Origin of the sequence: Thermobifida cellulosilytica TB100 (assembly GCF_001517975.1) — a bacterium.
Classification (GTDB): domain Bacteria; phylum Actinomycetota; class Actinomycetes; order Streptosporangiales; family Streptosporangiaceae; genus Thermobifida; species Thermobifida cellulosilytica.
Window position 1 is genome coordinate 374,550 of the sequence record NZ_KQ950181.1, and the last position, 24,586, is coordinate 399,135.

26 protein-coding genes, 1 pseudogene, 1 CRISPR repeat array and 1 riboswitch are annotated in these 24,586 nt (G+C 69.9%); of the genes and pseudogenes, 15 read left to right on the plus strand and 12 right to left on the minus strand.

The window, feature by feature from the left end:
• The first annotated feature begins 64 nt into the window (after positions 1-64).
• From AC529_RS07945 to AC529_RS21320, 10 genes and pseudogenes are all read left to right on the plus strand, one after another.
• Entirely contained in the window at positions 65-880 is an 816-nt protein-coding gene (locus AC529_RS07945) for a helix-turn-helix domain-containing protein (protein WP_068755167.1), read from the plus strand.
• Complete coding sequence (locus AC529_RS07950; protein WP_083948037.1) at positions 877-1,122, plus strand: DUF397 domain-containing protein; 246 nt, start codon at positions 877-879, stop codon at positions 1,120-1,122. Before AC529_RS07945 ends, AC529_RS07950 begins: the two co-directional genes overlap by 4 nt.
• Before the next feature lie 959 nt (positions 1,123-2,081).
• Complete coding sequence (gene casA, locus AC529_RS07955; protein WP_083948038.1) at positions 2,082-3,728, plus strand: type I-E CRISPR-associated protein Cse1/CasA; 1,647 nt, start codon at positions 2,082-2,084, stop codon at positions 3,726-3,728.
• A complete protein-coding gene (gene casB, locus AC529_RS07960) occupies positions 3,725-4,444 on the plus strand; it encodes a type I-E CRISPR-associated protein Cse2/CasB (protein ID WP_068755169.1) in 720 nt (239 codons plus the stop codon). Before casA ends, casB begins: the two co-directional genes overlap by 4 nt.
• Positions 4,441-5,559: a type I-E CRISPR-associated protein Cas7/Cse4/CasC gene (gene cas7e / locus AC529_RS07965; RefSeq protein WP_068755171.1), complete on the plus strand. Its 1,119-nt coding sequence runs from the start codon at positions 4,441-4,443 to the stop codon at positions 5,557-5,559. The genes casB and cas7e overlap by 4 nt, the downstream gene beginning before the upstream one ends.
• The gene (gene cas5e / locus AC529_RS07970) at positions 5,556-6,320 is read left to right on the plus strand and encodes a type I-E CRISPR-associated protein Cas5/CasD (RefSeq protein WP_068755173.1); all 765 of its coding nucleotides are present in this window, start codon (positions 5,556-5,558) and stop codon (positions 6,318-6,320) included. Before cas7e ends, cas5e begins: the two co-directional genes overlap by 4 nt.
• The gene (gene cas6e, locus AC529_RS07975; RefSeq protein ID WP_068755174.1) at positions 6,317-7,003 is read left to right on the plus strand and encodes a type I-E CRISPR-associated protein Cas6/Cse3/CasE; all 687 of its coding nucleotides are present in this window, start codon (positions 6,317-6,319) and stop codon (positions 7,001-7,003) included. Before cas5e ends, cas6e begins: the two co-directional genes overlap by 4 nt.
• A 1-nt stretch (position 7,004) precedes the next feature.
• Complete coding sequence (gene cas1e, locus AC529_RS07980; RefSeq protein ID WP_068755176.1) at positions 7,005-8,009, plus strand: type I-E CRISPR-associated endonuclease Cas1e; 1,005 nt, start codon at positions 7,005-7,007, stop codon at positions 8,007-8,009.
• A complete protein-coding gene (cas2e, locus tag AC529_RS07985) occupies positions 8,009-8,338 on the plus strand; it encodes a type I-E CRISPR-associated endoribonuclease Cas2e (RefSeq protein WP_068755179.1) in 330 nt (109 codons plus the stop codon). The genes cas1e and cas2e overlap by 1 nt, the downstream gene beginning before the upstream one ends.
• A 39-nt stretch (positions 8,339-8,377) precedes the next feature.
• Positions 8,378-8,772: direct repeats of the CRISPR family, unit length 29 nt; unit sequence GTGAGCCCCACGCACGTGGGGATGAACCG.
• A 137-nt stretch (positions 8,773-8,909) separates the two neighbouring features.
• Positions 8,910-9,560 (plus strand): annotated as a pseudogene (locus AC529_RS21320) (Scr1 family TA system antitoxin-like transcriptional regulator); the annotation flags it as partial.
• A 108-nt stretch (positions 9,561-9,668) separates the two neighbouring features.
• Here AC529_RS21320 and AC529_RS20825 read toward each other — a convergent pair.
• Positions 9,669-10,217, minus strand: coding sequence for a hypothetical protein (locus tag AC529_RS20825; RefSeq protein WP_068755182.1), 549 nt, complete (start codon positions 10,215-10,217; stop codon positions 9,669-9,671).
• 96 nt (positions 10,218-10,313) lie between these two features.
• Between AC529_RS20825 and AC529_RS08000 the strand changes: the two genes are divergently transcribed.
• Positions 10,314-10,595 carry a GntR family transcriptional regulator gene (locus AC529_RS08000; RefSeq protein WP_068755184.1) on the plus strand — a complete coding sequence of 94 codons (282 nt, stop codon included), beginning with the start codon at positions 10,314-10,316 and terminating at the stop codon, positions 10,593-10,595.
• Here AC529_RS08000 and AC529_RS08005 read toward each other — a convergent pair.
• The 8 genes from AC529_RS08005 to AC529_RS19555 all read right to left on the minus strand — a co-directional run bounded on the left by AC529_RS08005 (position 10,573) and on the right by AC529_RS19555 (position 18,440).
• Complete coding sequence (locus tag AC529_RS08005; protein WP_068755187.1) at positions 10,573-10,797, minus strand: hypothetical protein; 225 nt, start codon at positions 10,795-10,797, stop codon at positions 10,573-10,575. The genes AC529_RS08000 and AC529_RS08005 overlap by 23 nt on opposite strands.
• A 2-nt stretch (positions 10,798-10,799) precedes the next feature.
• Complete coding sequence (locus AC529_RS08010; RefSeq protein WP_068755189.1) at positions 10,800-11,276, minus strand: ATP-binding protein; 477 nt, start codon at positions 11,274-11,276, stop codon at positions 10,800-10,802.
• Complete coding sequence (locus AC529_RS20415; RefSeq protein WP_068755191.1) at positions 11,273-11,455, minus strand: hypothetical protein; 183 nt, start codon at positions 11,453-11,455, stop codon at positions 11,273-11,275. The genes AC529_RS08010 and AC529_RS20415 overlap by 4 nt, the downstream gene beginning before the upstream one ends.
• A 236-nt stretch (positions 11,456-11,691) precedes the next feature.
• Positions 11,692-12,915 carry a helix-turn-helix domain-containing protein gene (locus AC529_RS08020; protein ID WP_232306630.1) on the minus strand — a complete coding sequence of 408 codons (1,224 nt, stop codon included), beginning with the start codon at positions 12,913-12,915 and terminating at the stop codon, positions 11,692-11,694.
• 72 nt (positions 12,916-12,987) lie between these two features.
• The gene (locus AC529_RS08025) at positions 12,988-13,200 is read right to left on the minus strand and encodes a hypothetical protein (RefSeq protein ID WP_068755193.1); all 213 of its coding nucleotides are present in this window, start codon (positions 13,198-13,200) and stop codon (positions 12,988-12,990) included.
• 244 nt (positions 13,201-13,444) lie between these two features.
• A complete protein-coding gene (locus AC529_RS08030; protein ID WP_068755195.1) occupies positions 13,445-15,568 on the minus strand; it encodes a hypothetical protein in 2,124 nt (707 codons plus the stop codon).
• Position 15,569: 1 nt separating this feature from the next.
• Positions 15,570-16,325: a hypothetical protein gene (locus AC529_RS08035; RefSeq protein WP_157080114.1), complete on the minus strand. Its 756-nt coding sequence runs from the start codon at positions 16,323-16,325 to the stop codon at positions 15,570-15,572.
• Positions 16,326-17,174: 849 nt separating this feature from the next.
• Positions 17,175-18,440, minus strand: coding sequence for a DUF2637 domain-containing protein (locus AC529_RS19555; RefSeq protein WP_449353668.1), 1,266 nt, complete (start codon positions 18,438-18,440; stop codon positions 17,175-17,177).
• An 816-nt stretch (positions 18,441-19,256) separates the two neighbouring features.
• Between AC529_RS19555 and AC529_RS08040 the strand changes: the two genes are divergently transcribed.
• The 4 genes from AC529_RS08040 to AC529_RS08055 all read left to right on the plus strand — a co-directional run bounded on the left by AC529_RS08040 (position 19,257) and on the right by AC529_RS08055 (position 22,838).
• Entirely contained in the window at positions 19,257-20,447 is a 1,191-nt protein-coding gene (locus AC529_RS08040; protein WP_157080116.1) for a cytochrome P450 family protein, read from the plus strand.
• A gap of 180 nt (positions 20,448-20,627) precedes the next feature.
• Positions 20,628-21,278, plus strand: coding sequence for a histidine phosphatase family protein (locus AC529_RS08045; protein WP_068755201.1), 651 nt, complete (start codon positions 20,628-20,630; stop codon positions 21,276-21,278).
• Positions 21,279-21,439: 161 nt separating this feature from the next.
• Entirely contained in the window at positions 21,440-22,192 is a 753-nt protein-coding gene (locus tag AC529_RS08050; RefSeq protein WP_068755202.1) for an enoyl-CoA hydratase/isomerase family protein, read from the plus strand.
• Between the two features lie 112 nt (positions 22,193-22,304).
• Positions 22,305-22,838, plus strand: a complete 534-nt coding sequence (locus AC529_RS08055; protein WP_068755205.1) for a sugar O-acetyltransferase — start codon at positions 22,305-22,307, stop codon at positions 22,836-22,838.
• 41 nt (positions 22,839-22,879) lie between these two features.
• On the opposite strand, the gene AC529_RS08060 is transcribed toward AC529_RS08055, so the two are convergent.
• The 3 genes from AC529_RS08060 to AC529_RS21255 all read right to left on the minus strand — a co-directional run bounded on the left by AC529_RS08060 (position 22,880) and on the right by AC529_RS21255 (position 24,469).
• Positions 22,880-23,194 carry a DMT family transporter gene (locus tag AC529_RS08060; protein WP_068755206.1) on the minus strand — a complete coding sequence of 105 codons (315 nt, stop codon included), beginning with the start codon at positions 23,192-23,194 and terminating at the stop codon, positions 22,880-22,882.
• Positions 23,195-23,218: 24 nt separating this feature from the next.
• Positions 23,219-23,284: riboswitch (guanidine-III (ykkC-III) riboswitch) on the minus strand.
• Between the two features lie 83 nt (positions 23,285-23,367).
• A complete protein-coding gene (locus tag AC529_RS21250) occupies positions 23,368-23,730 on the minus strand; it encodes an FAD-dependent monooxygenase (protein ID WP_332307046.1) in 363 nt (120 codons plus the stop codon).
• 214 nt (positions 23,731-23,944) lie between these two features.
• Entirely contained in the window at positions 23,945-24,469 is a 525-nt protein-coding gene (locus AC529_RS21255; protein ID WP_198156347.1) for a Rossmann-fold NAD(P)-binding domain-containing protein, read from the minus strand.
• Positions 24,470-24,586: the final 117 nt, after the last annotated feature.

Genomic DNA, 24,586 nt, shown 5'->3' on the forward strand with positions numbered 1-24,586 from the left:
CGTGTCTGAACTTTTTGGTCGGAACCGGTGGCTAACTCGGTTGGCTTGTGTTGTTCTGTAGAACATGGTGGAGAAACCGCACCCGGTATGGATCAGGTTCGGCTCCGAGGTTCGACGCTTCCGGCAGCTAGCTGGGCTGTCGCAGGCTCAGTTGGCCAAGAACACCAACATTTCCCCCTCTATGTTCAGTGCTATTGAGCGCGGAACACGCATCCCCAAAAAGGACTTCGCGGAAGCGCTGGACGCCCTCCACGACACAGGGGGCTCGTTCACGCGGCTATGGATCAACCTCACCAACAAAGAAGAGATCCCTGACTGGTTCGCCAACATCCTCGTCCTCGAACAGTCGGCGACAGAGATCCGGGAGTACCAGACGGTCCTCATTCCTGGGCTGCTTCAGGTGGAGGGCTATGCGAGGTCAGTCATTCGTGAAGGCCTGCCTTGGGCCAGTAGAGGCGAAGTGGACCGACTCGTAGAAACCCGGATAAAGCGTCACGAAGTGGTCACAAAGCCTGATAGGCCATTGATGTGGTTTGTTGTGGACGAGAACGCCCTTCGGCGCAGGATCGGGACACCTGAGATTATGCGGGAACAGTTGCGTCGTGTAGCGAGTGCAGTTGAGGACGAACTCATCAGGTTCCAGGTGATCCCAGAGGATGCCTGGATACCTCACCCTGGACTCTCAGGGCCGTTCCGCATCATGGCCTTCCCTGATCGCCCTTCGATGGCCTATGCGGAGCACATGCTGGGAGAAGCCATCATCGACACTCCTGAAGATGTCCAACGGTGCAACCTTGTCTTCGGTGCGCTGCAGGCAGAGGCACTGTCCCGGCGTGAGTCCCTCAAGACCCTTCATGAAGTGATAGGAGAACTCTCATGACTGAGAGGCTTGACTGGCGCAAGTCCAGCTACAGCGGTAACGCGGGAGCCTGTGTCGAGGTGGCTGTCTCCTGGCGCAAGTCCAGTTACAGCAGTGACACGGGAGGCAACTGTGTCGAGGTCGCCGAGACCCTCAGTGCGGTCTTGGTCCGCGACACCCAGCACCGCGACCTGGGCCACCTGGGTTTCGCTCCGGCCGAGTGGGTTGTGTTCCTCGCTGACCTCAAGGACAACCGGCTCTAGCAGGACAGCAGAGCGTCCGCCGAGCCGCGGCCAGGCGCTCTTGTCTGTCCGCAAGCGCGGATTGGTCGGCACTGCCCGGGGGGCGTGAGGTATTCCGCCTGGGAGTCCGGGGCGGGCCGCCCCGGGTTGGCAGCGGATAGGGACCGTCGCGGGCCGGACCGGAATACCTCGACTCGGGAACCGGCGCGCGGCCTCCATGAACCCAACGTCTCATGAAGATCTCCGCTGCCAAAGCTCAGCAGCGGGCCCTCTGCCTCGCGGGGCCTGAACAGGGAAGCTCTCGGGGCCTGTGCAGACAGGGTCCAGCTACCCACAGACGGAGAAACATGAACAAGAAGGGTGATTCCTCGCACAAATAAAGCATCCCCAAAAACGGACGGTCTCGACCCCTGGTCGAGACTGTCCGTTTTCCCGTTGTGCGGAGGAGTGAGGGGGTCTGTGCTACTGTGAGCCCCGCGAAACTGTCTAATCTCGCTTAACTCTTCTTATCTACCTTTGGAGGTGCTCGCTATGCTGCGGGTCTCGCTCACGCTCGAAGCAGTACTGACCTGTGGCTTCCTGCTCTTGGGGGGCATATTCCTGGTTGTGGCGACCAATCTCATCTCCCTCATCCTCAGATGAGGTGCCCTGGGCGCAGCCAGCTTCGCCTGGCTGCGCCCATCCCCACATGCGTGGGGCTCACGACACAGGCTCGCCTACCTGTTCCTGTCTACCGGTACATCCCCACGTGCGTGGGGCTCTCTGGCTGACCAGGCAGCACCTGCTTGGGATCAGACTACCGGATGGATCATCCGGAACTTGACGCACGGTCCTGCCTTGGGGAAGAGCTTCGCGGGAAGTCCGGCGCGTACCCAATTGATGGGATTTTCTCGCTTTCCCGCACCATTCGCCGCCTGCGGTGCCATTCTTGTCACCGCAGGCGGCTACCGTACCGTCCATCTCATCCGATTCAGTCGACCGTGCCTGTCGGCTGCCCTGTTTTTCCTGTTGGAGGAGCCATTCCTTCACCACCGTCATTCGATCTGACCACCGCGCCCTGGCTCGTCGCGCGTGGTCGCGATGTCCCGTCCGCGCCTGAGATGCTGGGGCTACGCGACGTCCTCGTCCGTTCTCACGAACTCGCCGACGTGGAGCTCCCGCTTCCTCCTGCCTCGGCAGTGCTGTGGCGGGTGCTCGCGCTGGTCACCGCCCGTATCACCGGGCTCGACCAGGCACTGGGCAAGAAATCGAAGTCCAGGTGGCTGGCCCGCCGCGCACAACTCCTCAGCGATGGCTGCCTCGATCCGGCAGCGGTCGACGCGTACTTCGCTGAGCATGCGGGCCGATTCGACCTGTTCCACCCGGAACGCCCCTGGATGCAGGACCCCCGCCTGCGTGAGGAGTGCTCGAAGAGCTCGGGCGTCAACAAGCTGGCGTGGGGACGCACCGCCGGGCAGAACCAGGTGTGGCTCGGCGGCCACCACCACGACCTCGACCCGCAGCCGCTCGCCAGTGCCGAGGCCGTCTGGCACCTGCTGGCGACCCTGGGCTACGGGCCGTCGGGGCGCTGCACCTCCCGTGTGGTGCGCGGACGTAACGAGGCGAACGTCACCGCTGGTCCGCTGCGCGGCACCGTCTCCTACCACCCGCTGGGCCGCACCCTGTTCGAGAGCCTGGTCCTCAACATCCCCTATCCCGGCACCGGCGAGGTCGACCTCGCACCGTGGGAGCGGCCCGACCTCAACGACCCGCTCGGCCTCCCGGAGGAGCCCACCGGCCTGGCCGGGCTCCTGGTCAACCAGTTCCGCCACGCCGTCCTGGTGCAGCCCTCGCCCGACGGCTCGCAGGTGGTGGACGCCTGGGTGACCTGGGCGTGGCGGGAGCGCGGCGCTCCACCGGAACTCGACCCCCACTTCATCCACCAGACCAGCAAGGAAGGACGGGTCTACCCGCGCCCCGCCCAGGCCGAGCGTGCCGTGTGGCGCGACCTCGACTCCCTGCTGCGCCACGGTGAGGATGACGGCAACTACCGCCCCCGCATCCTGGGTGACTGTACGCGCATGGCACAGGTCCCCCAAGAAGTGCTGGACGCGCTGCGACTGCGAGCCTTCGGCTTCGACCAGGACGGCCAGACCCGCGACAAGCAGTGGTTCACCGCCACCACCCCGGCCGTGCTGCGCTGGCTGGAGGACAACGAGACCGACGACACCGAGAACGCCCGCATCGTGCACCGTATCGGCCTGGCCCGCAAGTCCGCCGAGGCGCTCGGCCGCCGCTTGGAGAAAGCGTGCCGGGAGGCGTGGAAGGAAAGCAACAGTCCTGGTTCGGGAGGCTCTTCCGGCAAGGGTGTCAAGACCGAGACCGGTGTCGGGCCGTGGGCGCACCACGGTATGAGCCGCTACTGGTCACAGGCCGAATCGGTCTTCTGGGACATCGTCTACGACCGACCCACCCCTGGCTACACCCCTGGCACGGCGGGGCCCGGCAACGCCTTCAACCTGGTGGCACTGGCCGCCTACGACGAGGTGACCGGCCCTTACTGCGAACGCCCGCGTGTGGCCAAGGTCGTGGAGCGGCACCGCAGCGCCCTGTTCGACCACTGGACACCGCGACAGGAGGCCGCATGAACAGTAATTACGTACTCCAACGAGCCGACGCCCTGGTGGAGCGGGTGGGCAAGCTCGTCGCCGAGGAGCCGGCGGCACGGGCCGCACTGCGGCGCGGCGTGGGGCTGACGCCCGACGACCCGCGCATGCTGGCCGCCCACCGTGTGGTCGCGCCCTACGTTCCTGTCACCCGAAGCGACGAGGACCGCCGCGGTTCTGGGACCGAGCAGGAGGCCCAAGCCGTGGAACGCGCTTTCTACGCAGTGGCGGCGATCATGGCCGCCCAGCCCAGAAGCGCCCGGGACCAGGACGCGAAGACCGCCGAGGAGGAGCAGGACGGCGCGGCAGCCGCCGAGACACCTCCCGTTGAGCAGAGCGGTGGCGAGAGCACGAACAGGAAATCGCGGCAGCGCCCCAACCTGGGAGTCTCCCTCGCTGAAGCAGTCTTCAGGCGAGGACTCAACGCAGACACCACCGAGCAGCGCCTGCACCTGCTGGCCCGCCAGAACCTCGACGGCGTCCACCGCCACCTGCCGCGCCTGATACTGCAGCTGCGCGGTGACGACGTCCACGTCGACTGGGGCGTTCTCGCCCGCGACCTGGCCCGTTGGGGACGCACCCCCCGACAGGTCGCCAAGGAGTGGGTGCAGAGCTACCACCGCACCCTGGAGACCCTGCGCCGCGAAGCTGAACGAGCCAAGAAGGACAGCACCACCGAGGAGACCGAAGCCGCATGACCTACCTGGACATCCACGCCATCCAGACCCTGCCCTACTCCAACATCAACCGTGACGACCTGGGCTCCCCCAAGACGGTCGTGTACGGCGGCAGGGAGCGCACCCGCGTGTCCAGTCAGAGTTGGAAACGCGCGGTCCGCCACGAAGTGGAGACCCGCCTCGGCGACAAGGCGGTCCGCACTCGCCGCATCATCAGCAAGATCGCTGAACGGCTTCAGGAACGCGGCTGGGAGGACGACCTCGCCGAGGCCGGGGCACGCCAGGTCGTACTGTCGGTCGGCAAGGGCGGAATCAAGCTGGAGAAGGAGAAGGACGGCGAGCCGCCGGCCACCTCCGTCCTGTTCTACCTGCCGCTTCCCGCGATCGACGAACTGGCCGCCATCGCCGACGAACACCGGGAGGCCGTCGCCAAGGAGGCAGCCAAGAAGACCCCCAAGGGGGTGCTCCCCGCCGACCGCATCACCGAGGTCCTCAAGGGGCGCAACGTCTCGGTCAACCTGTTCGGCCGGATGCTCGCCGAACTTCCCTCCACCGAGGTGGACGGCGCGGTGCAGTTCGCCCATGCTTTCACCGTGCACGGCACAAGCGTGGAGGTCGACTTCTTCACCGCCGTGGACGACGTGCCCAAGGACAACGACCGCGGCAGTGGCCACATGAACGCCGGACAGTTCAGCGCCGGAACGTTCTACCGCTACGCCAACGTCAACCTCGGCCGACTGGTGGAGAACACGGGTGACGCCGACGCGGCCCGCACCGCTGTCGCCGAGTTCCTGCGCGCCTTCGTGAGCACCGTGCCGTCGGGCAAGCAGAACGCAACCGCAGCCATGACCCTGCCCGATCTGGTGCACGTCGCTGTGCGATCCGACCGGCCCGTCTCGTTCGCACCCGCGTTCGAGACCGCGCTGTACGGCAGCGACGGCTACACCGTTCGTGCCTGCCAGACACTCAACGACTACGCGGAGCGGCTCCGCGAGGTGTGGCCCGACGACGCGGTCCGCGGCTACGCGACGGTGGAGACCAAGAGCGACTTCACTGCGCTGGGTGAACGGCACGGCTCCTACCCGGCGCTCATCGAGGCGATGGTCGCGGCGGCCTTCGACGAGGACCAGGCGTGAGCGGATTCCTGATGCGTCTGGCCGGGCCCATGCAGAGCTGGGGGGAGCACAGCGCTTTCGGGGAGCGCGACACCCTGCCCTATCCGAGCCGCTCCGGCCTGGTCGGCATGTTCGCCGCAGCCCAGGGGGTGCGCCGTGGCGACCCCTTGGACCGCTACGCGGAGTTGGAGCTCACCGTCCGAGTCGACCGGACCGGGGTACGGCTCAGCGACTTCCACACGATCGGCGGTGGTCTGCCCAGGGAACGTACCGTGCCCACCGCTGAGGGCAAACGCCGTCCGGAAGGGCAGACGACCATCGTCACCCACCGTTCCTACCTGGCCGACGCCGTATTCACCGTCGCCGTCTCCGGCCCCGGCGCGGACGAGATCGCCGATGCGCTGGCCGCGCCGCACTGGCAGCTCTACCTGGGAAGGCGCGCGTTCGTGCCCGATCCGCTGCTGGTGCTGCGCAGTCGCGTCGCCGACCCGGTACGGGAACTGGTGGAGGCGGTCCCGCTGCCTCACCGCAGGGTGGGGGAGGAAACGGCGACCGTGGTCGTGGACATGATCCACGAACGCGGCGAGCACACAGCCGCGCGCAGTACCGCCGTGCTCAGCGACGTGCCTCTTTCCTTCGAGAGCAGGAGCCGCCGTTACGCCCTGAGGCAGATCAGCGTGGTGCCCACCGAGGTCCCCGCAGCCCTGGTAGCCGGCCCCGGTAGGGACTACCAGGAAAAACTCTTCGCATATGTCAGACGGTACGCCGGGGAGGCGGCATGACGTGGCTGACGAAGATCGTCCCTGACCTGCGGAACCACCAGACACGGGCCGATTTCCGCACGGCCGGGGATCTGCACCGCAAACTGGTCCGCCTCTCCTCCGATCTCGGCGAGGAACGGGTCGCCAACCCCAGCCAGCAGTCGGGCCTGCTGTTCCGGGTCGAGGAGACTCGGGCCGGTCTGCACCTGCTGGTGCAGAGCCGCTCCCCGCTGCGGCTCGACCGGATCGGCCCGGGATACTACGACGTCCAGACCCGCGACCTCGACCCCTTCCTGGCGCGGCTGGAGAAGGGAAACTACGTCCGGTACCGGATCGTGGCCAGCCCCACCAAACGGCTCGGCAAGTCCGAGAAGAACACCCAGCGTCTCGAATTGACGGAGGCGCCACCGAAGCCCAAGGAGTACACTCGGGCGCTTCGCGGTGCGGAGGCCGACGAGTGGTGGCGCTCTCGCGCTGCTGCCAACGGGCTGGAACTACGCAGCGCCTACTCGCAGGCCCTCGACGACGTTCGCGATCCCGGTACCACTTACCGCAGCCGCAAGATCTGGTACCCGGCCGTGCGGTTCGAGGGAGACGCCGTCATCTCTGACGCCGACGCGGTACGTGTCGCCGTGCTCAAGGGCATCGGGCGCGGCAAATCCTACGGTTGCGGGCTGCTCAGCCTTGCCTTGGTCGAGGGATGAGATGAACGTCGACAGCGCTCGTAAGGCGTTGGCCCGTCCGACACTCGCGATGCTGCCGCGAGTGTCGGACGGCCTTTCCTTCCTGTTCGTGGACATCTGCCGAGTGGTGCAGACCGACACCGGGGTGTGCGCGGAGATCGAAACCGACGCCGGCGGCATCCACCGCGTCCCCATTCCCACCGCGTCACTGGCGTGCGTCCTGCTGGGGCCGGGAACCTCGATCACCAGCCCGGCCATGGCAACCTTCATGCGCCACAACACCACGGTCGTGACCTGCGGCGCGGGCGGCATTCTCAACTACGGGAGCTTTCCCGCGCCCAACCGCACCACGAAGTGGATCGACCGGCAGGCCCGCGCCTACTCCGACGACAACCGCCGTCTGGAGATCGCCACCCGGATGTACGAGATGCGGTTCGGCGAGGAAGCGCCTCCCGGTGTGTCCATCGAGAGGCTGCGACAACTCGAAGGGGCACGCATGAAGGCTCTGTACCGGAGCCTGGCGGCCAAGAACCGGGTGAAGCCGTTCAAACGCAACTATGATCCCCACGACTGGGACAACCAGGACCCCGTCAACAAGGCCTTGTCGGCAGGCAACGCCGCCCTGTACGGAGTGGTGCACTCGGTGCTGGCTCACCTGGGATGCCATCCCGCGCTTGGGTTTGTCCACTCGGGCAAGCAGGACGCCTTCGTCTACGACATCGCCGACCTCTACAAAGCGAAGACCACTGTTCCTCTCGCTTTCTCCCTGAGCCGGGCGGACAATCCGGAACGGGAGGCGCGCTTCCGGCTCCGCCAGGATCTGAAGCTGTTCCGCCTGATTCCGCAGATTGTCCAGGACGTGCAGACTCTCCTCTCCCTGGACTCCCCCGACGAGGTTCACGCTGAAGAAGAACCGCAGAGGTCAGGAGGTCCTTGGAAGGTCGTCGACCTATGGGATCCGCTGGCAGGAGCCGTCGCCGGAGGGGTGAACTACGCGGAACACACTGTCGATGACGGGGAGCCCTGATGACCCGGCTCGTGATGATCGCAACGACGGCCGTTCCCGACCACGTACGGGGCGCACTGTCGCGGTGGATGCTCGAACCGGTTGCTGGCGTGTACGTGGGCACGATGAGTGCCCGAGTCAGGGACGAATTGTGGTCTGCGGTGAGTGCCTCGGTAGGGGAGGGAGCCGCCGTGTGCGTCCACCCCGACGACAACGAGCAGGGATTCACCGTACACACGGCGGGAGAACGTCGCCGCACAGTCGTCGATTTCGACGGGCTCCAACTGATTCAGATGTCAGCACTGGAACAAGTCGAACAAGGGATGCCTCCCATTCCGGAAGGATGGTAACGCCAAGATAACGCCCTGCAAATTGGCAGGTCGTCAACTGTGAGCCCCACGCACGTGGGGATGAACCGCCCCACCTGACCCACAAAACCGAGTAGAACAGGTGAGCCCCACGCACGTGGGGATGAACCGCGCGGGTCGCGCGCCCGCCAGGCGATTCCGGAGTGAGCCCCACGCACGTGGGGATGAACCGCCACTGCCTGGTCGTCGCGGTCCACCGCCTCGGTGAGCCCCACGCACGTGGGGATGAACCGGCACTCGCCGCCGCGCTCGGCGTTCCGCAGTCGTGAGCCCCACGCACGTGGGGATGAACCGGAGCCCTCCGTGACGAACCCCGCCCCGTACTGGTGAGCCCCACGCACGTGGGGATGAACCGAAGGTTCCCCCCCTGAACTGGGGGAAGCAGCCGTGAGCCCCACGCACGTGGGGATGAACCGATTCAGACACGGCAGACGAATTCATGCCGCACACAAAAAAGACACCTGGCCTGCGATAAGCACAAAATGCCACGTCTCTCGGGGGCGGCCGTAGGATTTTGGCCGCCCCACACCCCTGGCATAGAGGAGAGTGACAGGTGGCCGTCAGTCCCGCTCTGCGCCGCCGCCGAATAGCCCGGACTCTCCTGCACCTCCGTGAATCCCGGGGACTCACCGCCCGCCAGGCCGCCGCTGAGGCGAAGAGACGCGCACCCGCCCTGTCCTGGTCGGAGTCGAAGGTCACCCGGCTGGAGACCTGCCGGGTTCGGCGTCCCCGCGCCGTGGACGTGGCCGCCCTCCTCGACGTGTACGACGTCACCGACCCCGCCACGCGCGCCGCCTACCTGCGTTACGCCCGCGAAGCCGCGCAGACCGGGTGGTGGGACGGCTACCGTGACGTGCTCGGCGATGCGGCTCTTCACGCTGATCTGGAGACCGGGGCGTCCCGTATCCGCGTGTTCGGGTTGGCTGCCCTCCCCGAGGTGGTGCAGACCGACGGTTATGCGCGGCTGCTGGTGGACGCCACTCTCGACGTTGATGAGGAAACGGCGGAGCGTCACGTCGAGGCGAGGATGCTGCGCAAACAGATCCTGGCCCGTCCGGATGCGCCCCGCCTCACCGTGGTCATCGACGAGTCGGCGCTGCGTAAGATCCCCGAACCGGTCCGCGACGAGCAGCTCCGCTACCTCGTGCAGGTGCAGCGTCCCGGGGTGCGTGTGCACGTCCTGCCGGACCGGGTCGGCCTGCACCCCGCGGTGTCTTGGTCGAGGACCCCGACGAGGTCGAGCACTACAGCCGTCTCCACGACGCCCTGCAGGGGCGCGCGCTGCCCCTGGGGGAAACGCGCGCCCTGCTGCTCAGCCAGACCCGCTAGTCCAGCCTGGGGGCCACGCGAACCACGGCTGTTTCGGGGCGCTGCGGTCCGCCCACCGTTCCCGGCGGTCGCGGCGCTCCAGCAGGACCGCGCACTCGGAGAACGCCTCCGACAGGCGCCGCAGCAGGTCAATGCTGGTGGGACCGTGCTCGGACGGGCGCAGCACCAGACTGCGCATCCCGAAATGGAGCACGATGATGTCGGGGTTGGGCACGTGGATGTGGACCTCCCCCGGCCAGCTGAGCGCTTCCACCACGGACTCGTCGAGATCGACGGTGTCGTCGTAGATGTAGGGCCACCCTCCCCTCGGTGCACTGTGGTCTGGCGGTTCCGGGTTGTCCCGGTCCCAACCGCGCAGCCTGATGAACTCCTCCAGACGAGACGTCCGGTAGACGAATCTTCCGTCGGGTCGCAGTTCGTGGGGGATGTAGGGCCGCCACTTCTGGAGCTGGTGAACGGTAATCCCCAGCATCCCCGCGGCTTTGCGGGCGCTGATGACGTCGTCATCGGTGGTCGTCTGCTCCGTCTCCATGAGGGGGAGCGTAACCCGCGCGACCAGAGTTAACCGCAGTTAACTGCACACGTATGCGCTTAGGGGCGCTGGTCTGAGGTTATCTAGGGTCGCGCCATGGAATGGACTGTCCCGAGTGACCGTTACGGCCCCGACACCGACATCGACGCGGAGGCCGCAGACCCGGTGTGGGTGCAGCTCGCGTCGATCCTCGCGGCGCGGATCGTGGCTGGCCGCTACCAGCGGGGCCGGGTGATTCCGTCGGAGAACCAGGTGATCGGGGAGTTCGGGGTGGCCCGCTCCACGGTCCGTAAGGCCGTGAAGCTCCTCGTGGAGGAGGGCCTGGTGCGCACGGTGCACGGTCGCGGCTCCTACGTCAGAGAGGACCTGGACGTGTGAACCCGGGCGGCAGGCCGTGGTCGGGGACGTGGACCCACTGCCCGTTCACCAGTCGGTAGACGCCGGTGCGTCCGTCCGGGGTGGCGAACCGGATCACGGAGCACCCCGGGAAGCCGGCCTTCCGTACCAGCCGGTCCAGTTCGGCGCGGCCGAGTACGGCCCCGTCCAGCGGGCCGCCCCGCAGCACGATCTTGTCGCCCACGGTCACTCCCTGCGCCGGGACAGTTCGAACCAGACGCTGGTGCGGCCGTCAGCGTGCCGTGCCGTCCCCCACTGGGTGGCGGTGGTGTGCACGAACCACAGCCCGAAGCCGCCCTCGCTGTCGGTGTCCGGCAGCCGCGGGACGGGGAACCGCAGCTCCCCGTCGGGTTGGCCGTCGTCGATGACGCGGACCTGTACCCGGTCGGACAGGGTCACCAGGGTCACGGTGACCTCGCCCCCGGACAGGCCGGAGGCGGTGTGGCGGATCGCGTTGTTGAACAGTTCGCTGGCCAGCAGTTCGATGTTCTCGCGGAGGCCGGCCGGGAGGGCGGCGGTGAGCACCGCCAGGCGGCTGCGCATCTCGGTGGCCTGCTCGGGCCGGCCGGGGAGGGTTACCGAGCGGCCGTCCACGGTCGTGTCGAGCACCACGGGGGCACGGTCGGCCGGGTCGGTGGTGCGGCGGGGCAGGAGCACGGTCACCGGGCCACCCCCGCGGGCAGTGCGGCCAGGTGGGCCGGGGCGGCCTGGGGCAGGCGCCGGTGGGTGATGCCCCAGCGCAGCAGGAAGGCCAGCTCGGCGTCGAGCCGCCGCTCGGGAGGCAGGTGCTGGATGGCCCGCCAGGCCACCCATTCGGTGCAGTTGCGCGGGCAGAGGGTCACTGGGAGTTCTCCTCCCCCGCGTCCTGGGCGCCGTGGTCTGAGGGCGGTTCGGGGGGCTCGTCCGGCCAGGGGCCGTGCAGCAGGTCTCGTTCCTCTTGGCGATCTCGTCTCATGTGTCCACCTCCAGTAGGTGGACGCTACACACCGCTCATCAGGGGTGACAGTAACAGAGTGCACCCGTTCGAGGCAGGTGCGCTCCTGGTGTGTATGCGGCGTACCAACCCGCAGGTCAGAGGTTAGGCGGGGACGCCGAGGAAATCGGCGAGGTCCCGCTGCTCGGCCGAGGGCATGCGGGTGCGGGCGGCGAGGATGTCCTCGGCGACCTCGCGCGCCGCCTGCTGGTGGCGCAGCCACCCGGGCACGGCGGACCGCAGCTCGGCGAGAGTGGCGGTGGCGGCCTCGGCGTCGCCGAGCAGCACCTGGGACTTGGCCACGTCGATGCGGTGGCGGTGGACAGCGAGCGAGTAGGTCAGCCCCACGTCTCGCGGCAGCTGTTCGGCGAGCTGGAGGGCCCGGTCCGGTCGCCCCGCGATCAGAGTGTTCTCGACCTCCTTCATCGCCACGGTCAGCGGCCCGAACGGGCGGCGGCCCGTTACCTCGGCCTCGCGGCCCAGGCGGGCCGCGGCCGCCGCCGCTGCCCGTAGGTAGTCCTCGGCCTCCTCAGGCCGGTTGTTGCGGGCGGCTGCCGCGGATGCCCACAGCAGCAGGTGGCCCCACGCGCCGAGCTCGTCAGGGGTGGCCTTGGACAGCTTGGTGGGCTCCACCTTGTCCGCGGTGCGTTCACACAGCTTCTCGACCTCGTCGAAGCGCGCCTGGCGCAGCAGTGCCCAGCTCTGCACGGGCACCACGGCTGCGGCGAACACCGGGTCGTCCGCGGTCAGCGCGTCGGTGAGCGCGTCCCGTAACGCCATCAGCGCCAGGTCGTGCTCGCGCACCTGGATCAGGTACTGGCCCGCAGACACGAGGATGTCGGCGCGTACCCGGTGGGCGCGCACCTTCTCCTCCCCGTCGAGGGCCTGGACGTGCTGGTGGGCTGACTGCACCACGGCGGGCAGCAGCGACGCCAGCTCGTTGTAGGTGCCTCGGGCGTAGTGCCCGGCCAGGGCGTCAGCGGCACCGGCCAGGACGTCCAGGTTCGGTTCGGCGTCCTCCACGGCGGGGAAGAGCAGGCCGCCGTCCACGGAGACGGGCGGGTTGATGACGGCGCGGATCTGCGCCAGGGCCGTGTCGCGGTGAGGGTCTGCGACCGGCTCGGGGTCCTGGGGTGAGACGAACATCAGGGTGCGCACGCCCAAGGCGCGGGCGAGCGCGTGATAGGTCGCCATGCGTGCGGTGCCGCCCCGCTCGATCTTCGCGATGACTTCCCGGGAGAGGCCGGCTCGGGCGGCGAGTTCCTCTTGCGTCCAGCCGCGCCGCTGGCGCAGGGATCGAATCTTGTCGCTGATTTCCGTATCCTTCACTTAAGCCCCGCTCCTGTTCTGTATGGGTCCCACCGTCAGGATAGGGCGGGGCTGTACGTCTGTCAGGGGCTTTCAACCAGCCAGCTCCACCGTGAAAACACCCTCCCCCGCGTCCAGCAGATCGGTGTAGGTGCACACGACCTCGTCACCGTCCCGGACCGCATGGGACTGCACGACCTCCCACCCGCTACAGGTGCGGCGGATCACTGCGTGCGCCCCGGCACCCAGCAGTATCCACCGGTACCGAAGGGGCACGGACAGCAGCAGGCGAGCGGTTTTAGGCACGACCGACTCCGTCAACAGGGCTCAGGGGATGGGGTGATTGTCGCAACAGGCGGCGACGGTCGACAGGGACGGTGTCACACCTGTGGGCAACACCGTCCGAGACCGGCGGCCACTGCCTCTACGACGCGGGGAACCGGCTACACGTCACACCTCGTGACACGCATTGTCGCAGGTCACGGGCGTGACACGGTGTAACAGCGGGTGTGACGTCACGGCCGTGTCACACCGCATGTCACACCCGGTGTCACAAGGGCGGGGACCAGTCCGCCACCTCGTCGGGCACCCCCCGGTGGCCTTCGCGGATCTCGGCTGCCGCAGCCTCGACGGCCTGACGCGAGTAGCCGCGGCCCGTGCCGCGTCCGGGCATGCGGAACGGGGTCGGCAGCGGGGCGATGCCGACGGCCTTGAACAGGGCCGTGAGACGGTCCTTGTCGCCTCCGGTGAGCCGTTCGGCGAGCACCTGGCGGTGCACCTGGTCGGTGTCCTCCTCGTCGAACACGGCCAGCGCGGCGGTCAGCAGCAGCGGCAGCGTCCCCTCCGGTGCCAGGCCGGCGACGATTTCGGAGAACCGCTGGTCGACGTCGTCGATCTCGTGGCCGTTCTCGTCCAGCAGCGGCCTGCCCGACAGGCGACGCAGCCGGTTGCGGACCTCGATGGCCGCCTGCCTGCGCTCCTCGCTGGAGCGCCGCGGCCGCGTCGGCTCCGGCGGGGTGGCGGGGCGCGCCGCAGGCGAGGAGGGGGCTGCTGTGCCGGGCAGGGACGGCACGCCCAGCCACCCGTGGGCCAGAGCGCGCTGCCACCGCTCCTCGTAGACCCGGCGCACCTCCCCTTCCCCGAGGGTGATCTCGTCCATGGCGGGCCGCCACTCGTCGCAGGTCAACGCGTCCTGGTAGGCGTCGGCGTCCTGGCTGCGGGACGCCTTGTACAGCATCGGCCGCTGCCCGGCGGTGGCGACCGCGTGCCCCCACCCCGGCGCGGGCGCGGCCGTCACCCTCGTGCCCTGCCCGAACAGGCGCTGCAGTTCGCTCTGCGCGTTCACGCGCACGCTCAGCCGGGTCTCGGACTGGGCGAGCAGGTCCGTGGGCAGGCCCTCCATGCCCTGGGCGACCGCGCGCAGCCACGAGGTGAGCATGCTGATCGACGCTGCCCCGCACCGGTCGTTCAACTCCACCAACCGTGTCTTCACCGACCTGGGCAGGGACTTGGACTCGTCGGTGAGCAGCAGGATGTGGGGGATGTCGTGGGACACGGCGAGTTTGTCGTCGCCGCCCTTCTGCCACATGTAGTCGGAGTAGCCGGCGCGGCGCCGCTCTACTGCGCCGATCAGCCAGGTCAGCATGAGCTCGGCCTCCTCGGCGGTGGTGGCGACCCAGTCGATCGCCGGACGCCGGGTGCGGCCCTCCAGCCAGGGCCGCAGGAACGGCTTGAACACCGCACCGCCGTTGGGGTCGATGCCCATGACCAGCACGTCGTTGCAGCGCAGCGCCTGGCGCGCCACCGTCTTGAGCAGGTTCGACTTGCCCTGGCGTTTCGCGCCGACCAGCACCGCCGAGGTCCACCGCAGCGGCAGGCTCACCAGCGACCCGTTGGAGTACAGGCCCACGGGAAGCGGGGCGTCGATCGTCGCGGGCAGCGTCTCGGGCTCGACCAGGGGAATGTCGCCGTCGAGGACGTTGAGGGTGGTGACGTCGACGAGGGCGCGCCCCAGGTCCACGCCCGGCCGCACCTCCAGGCCGCATCCGTGCGGCAGCCTCAGGTCAGCGGCGAGCCGGGTGGCGAACATCGCCAGGTTCTCCCACGACACCCCGCCGAGCGGCAACTCCACGTCCACGGTGTAGCCGGTCTGCCGCTCCCTGCCGGGCCGGTCCGGGTCCGGGTGGATCCACGGCTCGATCGCGACCACCCGCGCGCCCCTGATGTTCGCGACCCGCTCCAGGCGCGCCGTCCACTGCCGGGCCTCCGACCAACGCTGCTGCTCTGCGGTGGCCTGCCGGGCGTGTTCGCGGACGTGGTGCTGGCGCAGGGCCACGGCGAGGGCGAGCAGCCCGGCCGCCAACGCCGCCCCGCCCCCCAGCAGCAGGGTGTTGACGTCCCACACCCCGTCGTGGAGGGCGTACGTCGTCCATGCTCCCGCCCCGGCCCAGCAGAACAGCCGGTAGGCGCGCACCGCCCGGCTGGCGTTCGTGGCGCGGGCGTGGACGTAGGACGCGGCCGCGCCGACCCCGGCCAGGCCGGCCGCCCACCACGGGGAGATACCCCAGGTGAACGCGTCGTTGGCGGCCGTGAACGCGCCGAGGCCCAGCGCGGTGTTGATGCTGCCGGACACGGGGCCGTGCCGCGGCGACCAGTCGATGCGCCTCGCAGCCATCTCAGATCTCCTCGTTGAGGAGCTTGTCCCACTCCTCCTCGGCAACCCGAGGGCTGCGGAGGCGTTCCAGGTCGATCTCGTGCGCCTTCTCGAACACGGGCTCCAGGTCGTCGCCGATCTGCACGGCATCGTTCAGGCCGTTGCCCATCTCCCGGAGGGCCTCGACCACAGCGGGGTTGGCCGGCCGCTCCTCCTCCAGGGTCGCGGCCATCTTGTTCACGCCGTCGCGCATCTGCTCGACCACGTGGGTCAGCGCGGACATCAGCTGTCCGAGCTGCGACATCGGCACGGCCTGGGCGTAGGCGGCGATCTTGGCGGCCAGCTCCTCGCCTTCGCTGCGCAGGTCTTCGATCTCCACGGACATGTCGTGTGCTCCCTCGTCGTGCGGTGTGTGATCAGAGGTGGGGTGGCTGGGGCGTTCGGCCCGGTCGCCGACCCTCCTGGGCGGCGGCTCCTTGGCGAAGACCTCGACGATCGGCTCCCACATGCCGATCAGGAACGCCACGATCCACTGCTCTCGCGGGGAGAGCTGGCCGTACTTGGCCCTCCAGAACGGGTCGACCAGCCGTTCCGCCCAGCCGCGGGGCGTGGTCAGGACGATCCAGGCGCGACGCAGGCGGCGCTTCACCGCCCGGGGGGTGGAGGTGCGGGCGATCCACCAGGTGACACGGCTGAGCGCGCACACCCCCTGCCAGGCCACGCTGCCCGTGGCGAGCAGGACCCGGCCGCCCCGGACCGATCCGATTCGGCGCCTCATCTTCGCCAGCTGCCCGGTGATGACCGGTTCGGCTCGGGCAGCCAAGCCGACCCGGGGCCCCCTGGCCCGGTTCGATCCGCTTCGAGCCGCTCCACCGCCGGCCCGGCTCGGTCCGGTCCGAACCGAACCGCGGTTCGACCAGCCCTCCGAACCGGACCACGCCGATCCGGGCCAGCTCGGTCCGATCCGACCCGAACCGCGCGCCGCCCCGGTCCGAACCGAACCGGTCCGGTTCGATCCGAGCCGAGCCGGGGCCTGGCTCGGCTTCACACTGCTGCCGGTTCGAGCCGATCCAGTCCGGGCCGGTCCGCCGCCCCGAACCGCTGTCCGCCCCCCGAGCGGTAGCCGACCTCCGAGCGGGGGCCGACCCTTCCGGCTCGGCGACGCCGCCCGGGAGCCTCCCCCCGACGAGGAGGCACTGCTCCGTCTCGCCGGTCGGCTGGCCCCGCTGCGGGCCGCTCCCAGCCACCTGCGGCGTGTCCTGCGGCGGCCGCGACGCGCCCCGTAGAGCGCTGCTCCGGTGCCCACCGCAGCCACGACCGCGGCAGCCCCCAGGGGCCCCGCGGCGGTCATCGCCCCGGACACGGCCATGCCGAGGGCGCCTGCGGCTCCCAGGGCAGCGGGGACCGGGCGGAACGGCTGCGGTTCGGGAGCCGGTTCGGGGCGAGCCGATCTGGTTCGGTCTGCCGATTCGGGCCGGTCCGGTCCGGTTCGATCCACCGGTTCGCCCGAGCCCGGTTCGATTCGGTTCGATCCGGTGTCAGTGCGGGTCTGCATGTCTCATTCCCAGGTTGGGGTGGGTCGCTGACGTCTCCCCACCGCCCCGGCCACCGGGGCGGCAGAGGCACCTCAGCGCGCTGTTTCCTGCTGTGCCTGCTTGTCGGGGTCGAACAGGCCCACCTCGTTGGCCCAGTCGCGGAGCTGGCGGCCCCGCTTCTTCCCGATCCGCAGTTCCCGGCAGAACCAGTCGACGACGTTCGCGGTGATCCGCCCGGACTCGACTGCGGCTCGCAGCTCCTCCCGGAGCTGTTCCATCGAGCGGTGGGTGCTGATCGGTGTCGGGGCGGGCAGCGGATTCGACTCGACCCGGTTCGGCTCGGTCCGATCCGGCTCGGGCTGGTCCGGTTCGGTCCGGTCCGCCGGTTCGGGCTGCTCCTCCGACTCGGTGTGCTCTGCCTCGCCCCGGTCCGATCCGGTCCGGTCCGGCTCGGCCCGGTCCACCAGTTCGACCCGATCCGGTCCAACCCGGTCCGGTTCGACGTCCTGGACCGGACCGGACCCCAACTCCAGCGGCTGCAACCGCTCCAGGGTGATCAGCCCAGCCATCGCCCGCCGCGCCTCCGCCGTCGACGAGTAGTCCATCCCCGCGAACCGGGGGGCCAGAGTCATCACCTGCAGAGTGCGCAGCACCTCCGCCACCGTCTCCGGGGAGTCGGCGAGCCCGGCCCGGAAGATCGCCTCCTGGGCGCGGGACTCCCTCCTCCTCTCCACCAGGTCGACCAGCCACCCGAACCCCCACGGGCGGTGCGCCAGCTGGGCCCGACGCAGCCGCCACTCCGCGCGGGTCACCTCCCGCAGCAGACGCTCCCGCCGCGCCCGCTCGGCCTGTTCCCGCACGATCCGCGTGGCCTCCTCCGCCGACAGCGTCTCGTCACGCGCCAGCTCCAGCGCCACCCGCACCCGCTCAACCGGGTGCAGCCACCGCACCAAGGCGAGCCTGCGGTTCGTCCACGTGCCCGCCGCCTCCCGAAGCTCCCGCTCACGGTTGGCCCGCTTGGCGGACATCCGCAGCTCATAGGAGCAGCCGGCCAGCAGAGTGATCGAGGCGTACACCACCCGTCCCGCCCACGTGTCGGAATGGGTGGCGTTCAGCGCCGCGGCCAGGCCGATCACCGCCCAGTACCCCGCGCGCAGCCCCATAGCGGGGATGCCCTGCTCGGCACGCTGGTTGATCAGCGTCATGATCACCAGCGCGAACCCCTCGAACACCGCGAACAGCAGCCAGTTCGCAGGAACCGGCACGTCCGCGTGGACACGGGCCACCGTGGCCATGCCGTAGGCGGAGAAGCTCATCGCGATCACGAACTGGATGGCGATGAGGTGAGCCCCACGCACGTGGGGATGAACCTCGGAGGGCGAGGAGGAGGTCGACGCGACGGATGTGAGCCCCACGCACGTGGGGATGAACCGTCAGCGTTCTTCTCGCTGACCTCGCTCACGGCGTGAGCCCCACGCACGTGGGGATGAACCGGCCGGGCACGGTCCGCTGAGCTGGACGGAGTAGTGAGCCCCACGCACGTGGGGATGAACCGCGGACCTGGAACGCGACGTTCCGCCGGTGTGGGTGAGCCCCACGCACGTGGGGATGAACCGGAGACAACCATGACCGTCACGAACCCCCACCTGTGAGCCCCACGCACGTGGGGATGAACCGGGGGTGGCTGCCCCGGCACTCCTCGCACTCCAGTGAGTCCCACGCACGTGGGGATGAACCGACACAGGACCTGGAGGAACCTACTCTCGCCTTGTGAGCCCCACGCACGTGGGGATGGTCCGACCTCGCCTCAGCCCTGGCCGCGGAGGCCAGGGTGCTCCCCATGCACGTGGGGATGGTCCGGAGATGTACCTGAGCCTCGAGCGGCCCGGGTGGTGCTCCCCACGCACGTGGGGATGGTCCGGAGGGCCGCCGGTGACCCAGCACGACGAAAACGTGCTCCCCACGCACGTGGGGTGAACTGTTCCTGGTGATTTTCGGGAGACAGCAGTTCGCCGCTTCTTGCGTGCGACGGGAGGCAACAAGAACCGGACGACTTTAAATTGTGAGAAGTCGGGGCTTGTGTGTCTGTGAGGAAAAACTGTCTCGGGGCAACAGAACCGTCCATCGGTGGGTAGGGAACTGTGCGCCGAACCGCTTCTGCAGAAGGAGTTTCCTTGCCTGCCTCAGTGCCGAGAATTGCGCTGGACGCCGACGGCGGTGTCACCGAGAGCGACATCCACACCCTGGCTGCTCTGGGCCCCGTGGTCCGGCTCGACGTGATGGGGCTGGACGTGTGGGCCGTGACCGGATACGAGGAACTGCGGTCGCTCATGGCCGACCCCACGGTCAAACGCGGTGTCGAGCACTGGACCGCCGCGGCCCGGGGGGAGGTCCCCGCCGAGCACCCGTTGGTGAAGCTGGTCTCCATGGGGTCGATGCTCAGCAAGAACCCGCCCGAGCACACCCGGTTGCGCCGCCTCGTCCAGCATGCGTTCACCGCCCGCCGGGTCGAGGGGCTGCGCCCTGCGGTGCACGACCTCACCCGGGCCTGCCTGGACCGGATCGACGCCACGCAGCCGTTCGACGTCGTCGCGGCCCTGGCCCACCCGGTGCCCACGGGGGTCATCGGCTCTCTGCTGGGCGTTCCCGAAGCGGACCGGCCCGCCCTGGACTCCCTGGTCACCCGGCTGCTGTCGGGCACCGACACCACGGTGCACGAGGAGCTGTACGCCTACGTCGCGGACATGGTGGCGGCCAAACGGGAGAACCCGGACGACGGGCTGATCAGCGCCCTGCTGCGGGTCCACGACGAGGACGGCTCCACCCTGTCGGAGGAGGAGCTCGTCTGGACGTCGGTCCTGCTCGTCGACGCGGGATTCGAGACCACGGTCGGGCAGATCACCAACTCCGTCCGGCTGCTGCTGGAGCATCCCGACCAGCTCGCCCTGGTCACCTCCGGCAAGGTGCCGTGGGAGCGGGCGGTGGAGGAGTGCCTGCGCCACAGCGCCTCGGTGGTGATGCTGCCGTTCTGCTTCCCCACCCGCGACTTGGAACTGGGCGGCCAGACCATCGGCGCGGGCGAGCCGGTGATGATGGTCTTCCTGGCGGCCAACCGCGACGTCCGGATCCACGCCCTCCCCGACTTCTTCGACGTCACCCGGTCCGACAGCCGCCACGTGGCGTTCGGGCACGGTCCCCACCACTGCCTGGGCGCTCCGTTGGCCCGGCTGGAACTCAACGTGGTGCTGCCCGAACTGTTCGCGCGCTTTCCCCGTCTGCGGCTGCTCGACAGCAGACCGGAGCCGGTCACAAGCCTGTTCGTGAACCGGCCCCGCGAACTGTGGGTGACCGCGGCCCCCGAGTGAGCCACGGCCGGGGCACCCACTCGGGCAGGACGACCGGCTCTCCCGAGGCCGCGCCAATGCGGCAGCCCGGTGGAGGGGGCGGGAGGCGTGCTGGCGTAGGGTCGGAGGCCGGGCCGGTCGGCGGCCGCATCCGCCGGAGTCCGAACCGCACCGTGATCCCCCACCCCCGAGGAGACGGCGATGCCGGTCATCTATCTCGTCCGCCACGGTCAGGCGTCCTTCGGCGCCGACGACTACGACGTGCTGTCCGACCTCGGCCGCCGCCAGGCGGAGGTGGTCGGCGCGGAGCTGGCCCGGCGCGGCCTGCGCTCCCCGCTGGTGGTGTGCGGGACCCTGCAGCGGCAGCGCGAGACGGCGGAGATCCTGATGAAGGCGGCCGGGCTGCCCGGGCGGCCCCGCACCGACGCCCGGTGGAACGAGTACGACCACGTCGCCCTGGTGGAGCGCTACGGGGGCGCGTCCGGGGCGGGGCCGGTGGACTCGCGCGTGATGCAGGTGCTGCTGGACCGGGCGCTGCGGGCGTGGATCGAGGACGACGCCGAGGACGGGTGGCGGCGGTTCGCCGCGCAGGTCGCCGGAGCGCTCGACGCGCTGGTGGCCGACCTCGGCCCCGGGCGCGACGCGGTCGTGGTCACCTCCGGCGGGGTGCTGGCCGCACTGTGCGCCGGTCTGCTGTCGGCGCCCGCGGAGGGGGTCGTGGCGCTCAACCGGGTCGCCGTCAACGCCGCCGTCACCACGCTGGCCGCGGGCGGCTCGGGGGTGAGCCTGCTGGCCTTCAACGACCACGCGCACTTCTCCGGTGAGCGGCGCGAGCTGCTCACCTACCGGTGACGTGCCGGTAGCGGTCCGGGGAAGGCGCGCCGGGCGAGGCGGGGCCGCCGCACGGCCGGGGAAGCGGGCGTCCTAGGGTTTCGGTGCTGCCCGGCGGCCGCCGCACCGCGGGGCCGCGAGGGGAGGGGCGGCGCAGACACGAAGAGAGGTGGGGTGATCGGATGAGCGGTGTGCGCTGTGCCGTGGACGGAGGAGTCGCACGGATCACGCTCGCCCGTCCGGAGGCGTCGAACTCCGTCGACATGGCGACCGCGCGGGCCTTCGGCGAGGCCGTCGACCAGGCCCGCGACCCGTCGGTCCGGGCGGTCCTCGTCACGGGCGAGGGGCCGCGGTTCTGTGCGGGCGGCGACGTGGCGTCGATGGCGGCGGCCGAGGACCGGTCGGCGTACCTGCACGAACTGGCCGCCGTCCTCGGCGGCGAGCTGCTGCGCCTGGCCGAGCTGGACAAGCCCGTGGTGGCCGCCGTGCACGGCGCCGTCGCCGGTGCCGGGCTCGCCTTCGTGCTCACCGCGGACCTGGTGGTCGCGGCGCGCTCCACCAGGTTCCTCATGGCCTACTCCGGGGTCGGCCTGACCCCCGACTGCGGGGTCTCCTACCTGCTGCCCCGGGCTGTCGGGCAGCAGCGCGCCCTGGAGATGGCCCTCCTCAACCGTGCGCTCACCGCGGCGGAGGCCCTGGAGTGGGGACTGGTCACGCAGGTCGTCGAGGACGACGAGGCGCTCGGCCGCGCCGAGGAGATCGCCGCGCGGCTCGCGGCAGGTCCGGCGTTCGCGCTCGGCCAGGCCAAGCGGCTGATCCGCGGCTCCTGGGAGACGACGCCGCAGCAGAGCGTCGCCGACGAGGCCGCGACGATCGGCCGTGCGATCACCACCGGGGACGCGGCCCGGCTGATCGACGCGTTCCTGCGGCGCTGACCTCCCCGCCCGGTGTTCCGGTGCGCCCGGAACGCCGGGCGCACGCCGCCGCTAGGGTGGGCCGGACGGCCCCGAGCACGAGGAGGCGGACGTGGCAGGTCAGAAGGAGCGCATGCTCGCCGGTGAGCCCTACATCGCCGACGACCCCGAACTGGCGGCCGACATGCTGCGCGCGGCCAGGCTGATGGAGCGGTTCAACGCCCCCGACGGCGGGGACGCCGAGGAGCGGCAGAAGGTCCTGCGGGAGCTGCTGGGCGAGGTCGGCGAGGGCGTGGTGGTCCGCCCGCCGCTGTACGTGGACTACGGCTACCAGATCAGCATCGGGCCGCGCACGTTCGTCAACTTCGGCGCGGTCATGCTGGACGTCGCGCGCATCCGCATCGGCGCTGACGTGCAGATCGGCCCCAACGTGCAGCTGCTCACCCCCACCCACCCGCTCGACCCCGAGCAGCGGCGGGCCAAGTGGGAGTCGGCCGAGCCGATCACCGTCGGCGACAACGTGTGGCTGGGCGGCGGGGTCATCGTCTGCCCCGGCGTGACCATCGGCGACGACACGGTGGTGGGTGCCGGATCGGTGGTCACCCGGGACCTTCCGCCCGGCGTGGTGGCGGTCGGCAACCCGGCGCGCGTCGTCCGGGAGCTGTAGGCCGGTGCGGGGCGGCCGCGCCGCCGCCCCGCCAGAGCGGGTCAGTGCAGCAGCTTGAGGCCGACGATGCCGCTGACGATGAGCAGCAGGCAGCAGATCTTCGCCACGCTCACCGTCTCGCCGAGCCAGGCCATGCCGACGACGGCGGTGCCGACCGCGCCGACGCCCACCCACACCGCGTAGCCGGTGCCCACCGGGATGGATCTCAGCGCCAGGGCCAGGCCGCCCATGCTCGCCGCCATGGCGACGAGGAAGACCAGCGAGGGCCACAGCCGGGTGAAGCCGCGTGACGCGGCCAGCGCGACCGCCCACACGGTTTCCATGAGTCCGGACAGGATGAGGATCAGCCAGGCCATCTCCGCCTCCGAGTCGTAGGAAGTACCGCGCCGTCGTGTCCTGACCGGGTACGACGCACCTCGTCCGGGGCCGAGGCCTGCGACCTCGCCGACGCACAGGATAACGGTGCCGGTCGGGCGGTGATTCCCCGGCGGCCCTTCGGGAGCCCCGCGCACGGGTGCACCGGGGGCGGTCAGGTGGCGCGGCCGGCCGCGACCCGGTGGTCGGGCAGCTCCACGGCGTTGGCGGCGCGCTGGATGCCGCTGCCGAGCCGGCTGAGGACGGGAAGGCGTGCGGCGAGGCGCAGCATCTGGTCGCGCAGCCACAGGCGGGTGCGGGTGGTGGGGAGGAGGAAGCCGCCTCCGGAGGAGACGAGGGCCTGGTTCTGGGCGACGTAGGGGCGCATCCGGGCCTCGTAGCGGGGGAGCGCGGCGCGGTGGTCGCCGTCGGCGGCGGCGAGTTCGCAGGCGAGGACGTAGGCGTCGACCAGCGCCAGGCTGGTGCCCTGGCCGGACAGCGGGGAGGGGCAGTGCGCGGCGTCGCCGAGGAGCGCCACCCGCCCCCGCCACTAGCGGTCCATGCGGATCTGGCTGATGGAGTCGAAGTAGAAGTCCGGGGTGCTGCCGTCCAGCAGCCGCAGCGGCCTCGGCGTCTCCCAGCCCATGTCGGCGAAGACGGTCGGCAGGATCTGCTTCTGCGCGGAGGTGTCGCGGGGGCGAAGGGGAGCGGGGCACGGGAGGAGAACGCGAAGACCGCCTTGGCCTCCGGGTTCACCCCGGGGGCGGCCTCCTTTCCCGGGCGGGCGGTGCGACGCGGCCGGTGTGGGGAGCGGCGCTGTAGAGGCCGACGAGCCTGCCGGGGACGTTGTGCAGCACCACCTCGCGGTCCAGGCCCAGGTGGTTGGGCACGCCGAAGACGGAGAGGTAGCGCCCCAGGTCGTGGCGGAACCGCTCCTCGGGGCCGAAGGCGGTGCGGCGGACGGTGGAGTGCAGGTCGTCCGCGCCGACGACGAGGCCGAAGGTGCGCGGTGCGCCGCGTTCGAAGCCCACGCGCACCCCGTTGGCGGTCTCCTCCAGGGCGGTGACCGAGTCGTCGAAGACGTATTCGACGTCGTGTTCGGTCGCGGCGTACAGGATGCGGCCGAGGTGGCCGCGCATCAGTTCGACGTCGCGCCTGTCGGTGTCGGCGCCGAACAGGGTGGTGTCGACGTCGACGCGGCGGCGTCCGGCGGAGTCGGCGACGGACATCCGGCGCAGGCCGGTGGCGGCGCGGCGGACCTGCGGCAGCAGGCCCATCCGGTCGACGACCTCGACGGCGGCGCCGCGGACGTCGACGGCGTAGCCGCCGTCGCGCAGGCGGGGGCGCGCTCGACGACGACGGGGGTGAAGCCGAACCGGTGCAGCCAGTAGGCG

What these genes read in the sequence shown, in the direction of transcription:
- AC529_RS08035 (WP_157080114.1), bottom strand. Translation starts at nt 16,325, where the DNA reads ATGAGGCGCCGAATCGGATCGGTCCGGGGCGGCCGGGTCCTGCTCGCC.
- AC529_RS08050 (WP_068755202.1), top strand. Translation starts at nt 21,440, where the DNA reads ATGAGCGGTGTGCGCTGTGCCGTGGACGGAGGAGTCGCACGGATCACG.
- AC529_RS21255 (WP_198156347.1), bottom strand. Translation starts at nt 24,469, where the DNA reads ATGGGCCTGCTGCCGCAGGTCCGCCGCGCCGCCACCGGCCTGCGCCGG.
- AC529_RS08055 (WP_068755205.1), top strand. Translation starts at nt 22,305, where the DNA reads ATGCTCGCCGGTGAGCCCTACATCGCCGACGACCCCGAACTGGCGGCC.
- cas7e (WP_068755171.1), top strand. Translation starts at nt 4,441, where the DNA reads ATGACCTACCTGGACATCCACGCCATCCAGACCCTGCCCTACTCCAAC.
- AC529_RS08030 (WP_068755195.1), bottom strand. Translation starts at nt 15,568, where the DNA reads ATGGCTGCGAGGCGCATCGACTGGTCGCCGCGGCACGGCCCCGTGTCC.
- cas6e (WP_068755174.1), top strand. Translation starts at nt 6,317, where the DNA reads ATGACGTGGCTGACGAAGATCGTCCCTGACCTGCGGAACCACCAGACA.
- AC529_RS08000 (WP_068755184.1), top strand. Translation starts at nt 10,314, where the DNA reads ATGGAATGGACTGTCCCGAGTGACCGTTACGGCCCCGACACCGACATC.
- AC529_RS07945 (WP_068755167.1), top strand. Translation starts at nt 65, where the DNA reads ATGGTGGAGAAACCGCACCCGGTATGGATCAGGTTCGGCTCCGAGGTT.
- casB (WP_068755169.1), top strand. Translation starts at nt 3,725, where the DNA reads ATGAACAGTAATTACGTACTCCAACGAGCCGACGCCCTGGTGGAGCGG.
- AC529_RS08045 (WP_068755201.1), top strand. Translation starts at nt 20,628, where the DNA reads ATGCCGGTCATCTATCTCGTCCGCCACGGTCAGGCGTCCTTCGGCGCC.
- cas2e (WP_068755179.1), top strand. Translation starts at nt 8,009, where the DNA reads ATGACCCGGCTCGTGATGATCGCAACGACGGCCGTTCCCGACCACGTA.
- cas1e (WP_068755176.1), top strand. Translation starts at nt 7,005, where the DNA reads ATGAACGTCGACAGCGCTCGTAAGGCGTTGGCCCGTCCGACACTCGCG.
- AC529_RS08060 (WP_068755206.1), bottom strand. Translation starts at nt 23,194, where the DNA reads ATGGCCTGGCTGATCCTCATCCTGTCCGGACTCATGGAAACCGTGTGG.
- AC529_RS20825 (WP_068755182.1), bottom strand. Translation starts at nt 10,217, where the DNA reads ATGGAGACGGAGCAGACGACCACCGATGACGACGTCATCAGCGCCCGC.
- AC529_RS07950 (WP_083948037.1), top strand. Translation starts at nt 877, where the DNA reads ATGACTGAGAGGCTTGACTGGCGCAAGTCCAGCTACAGCGGTAACGCG.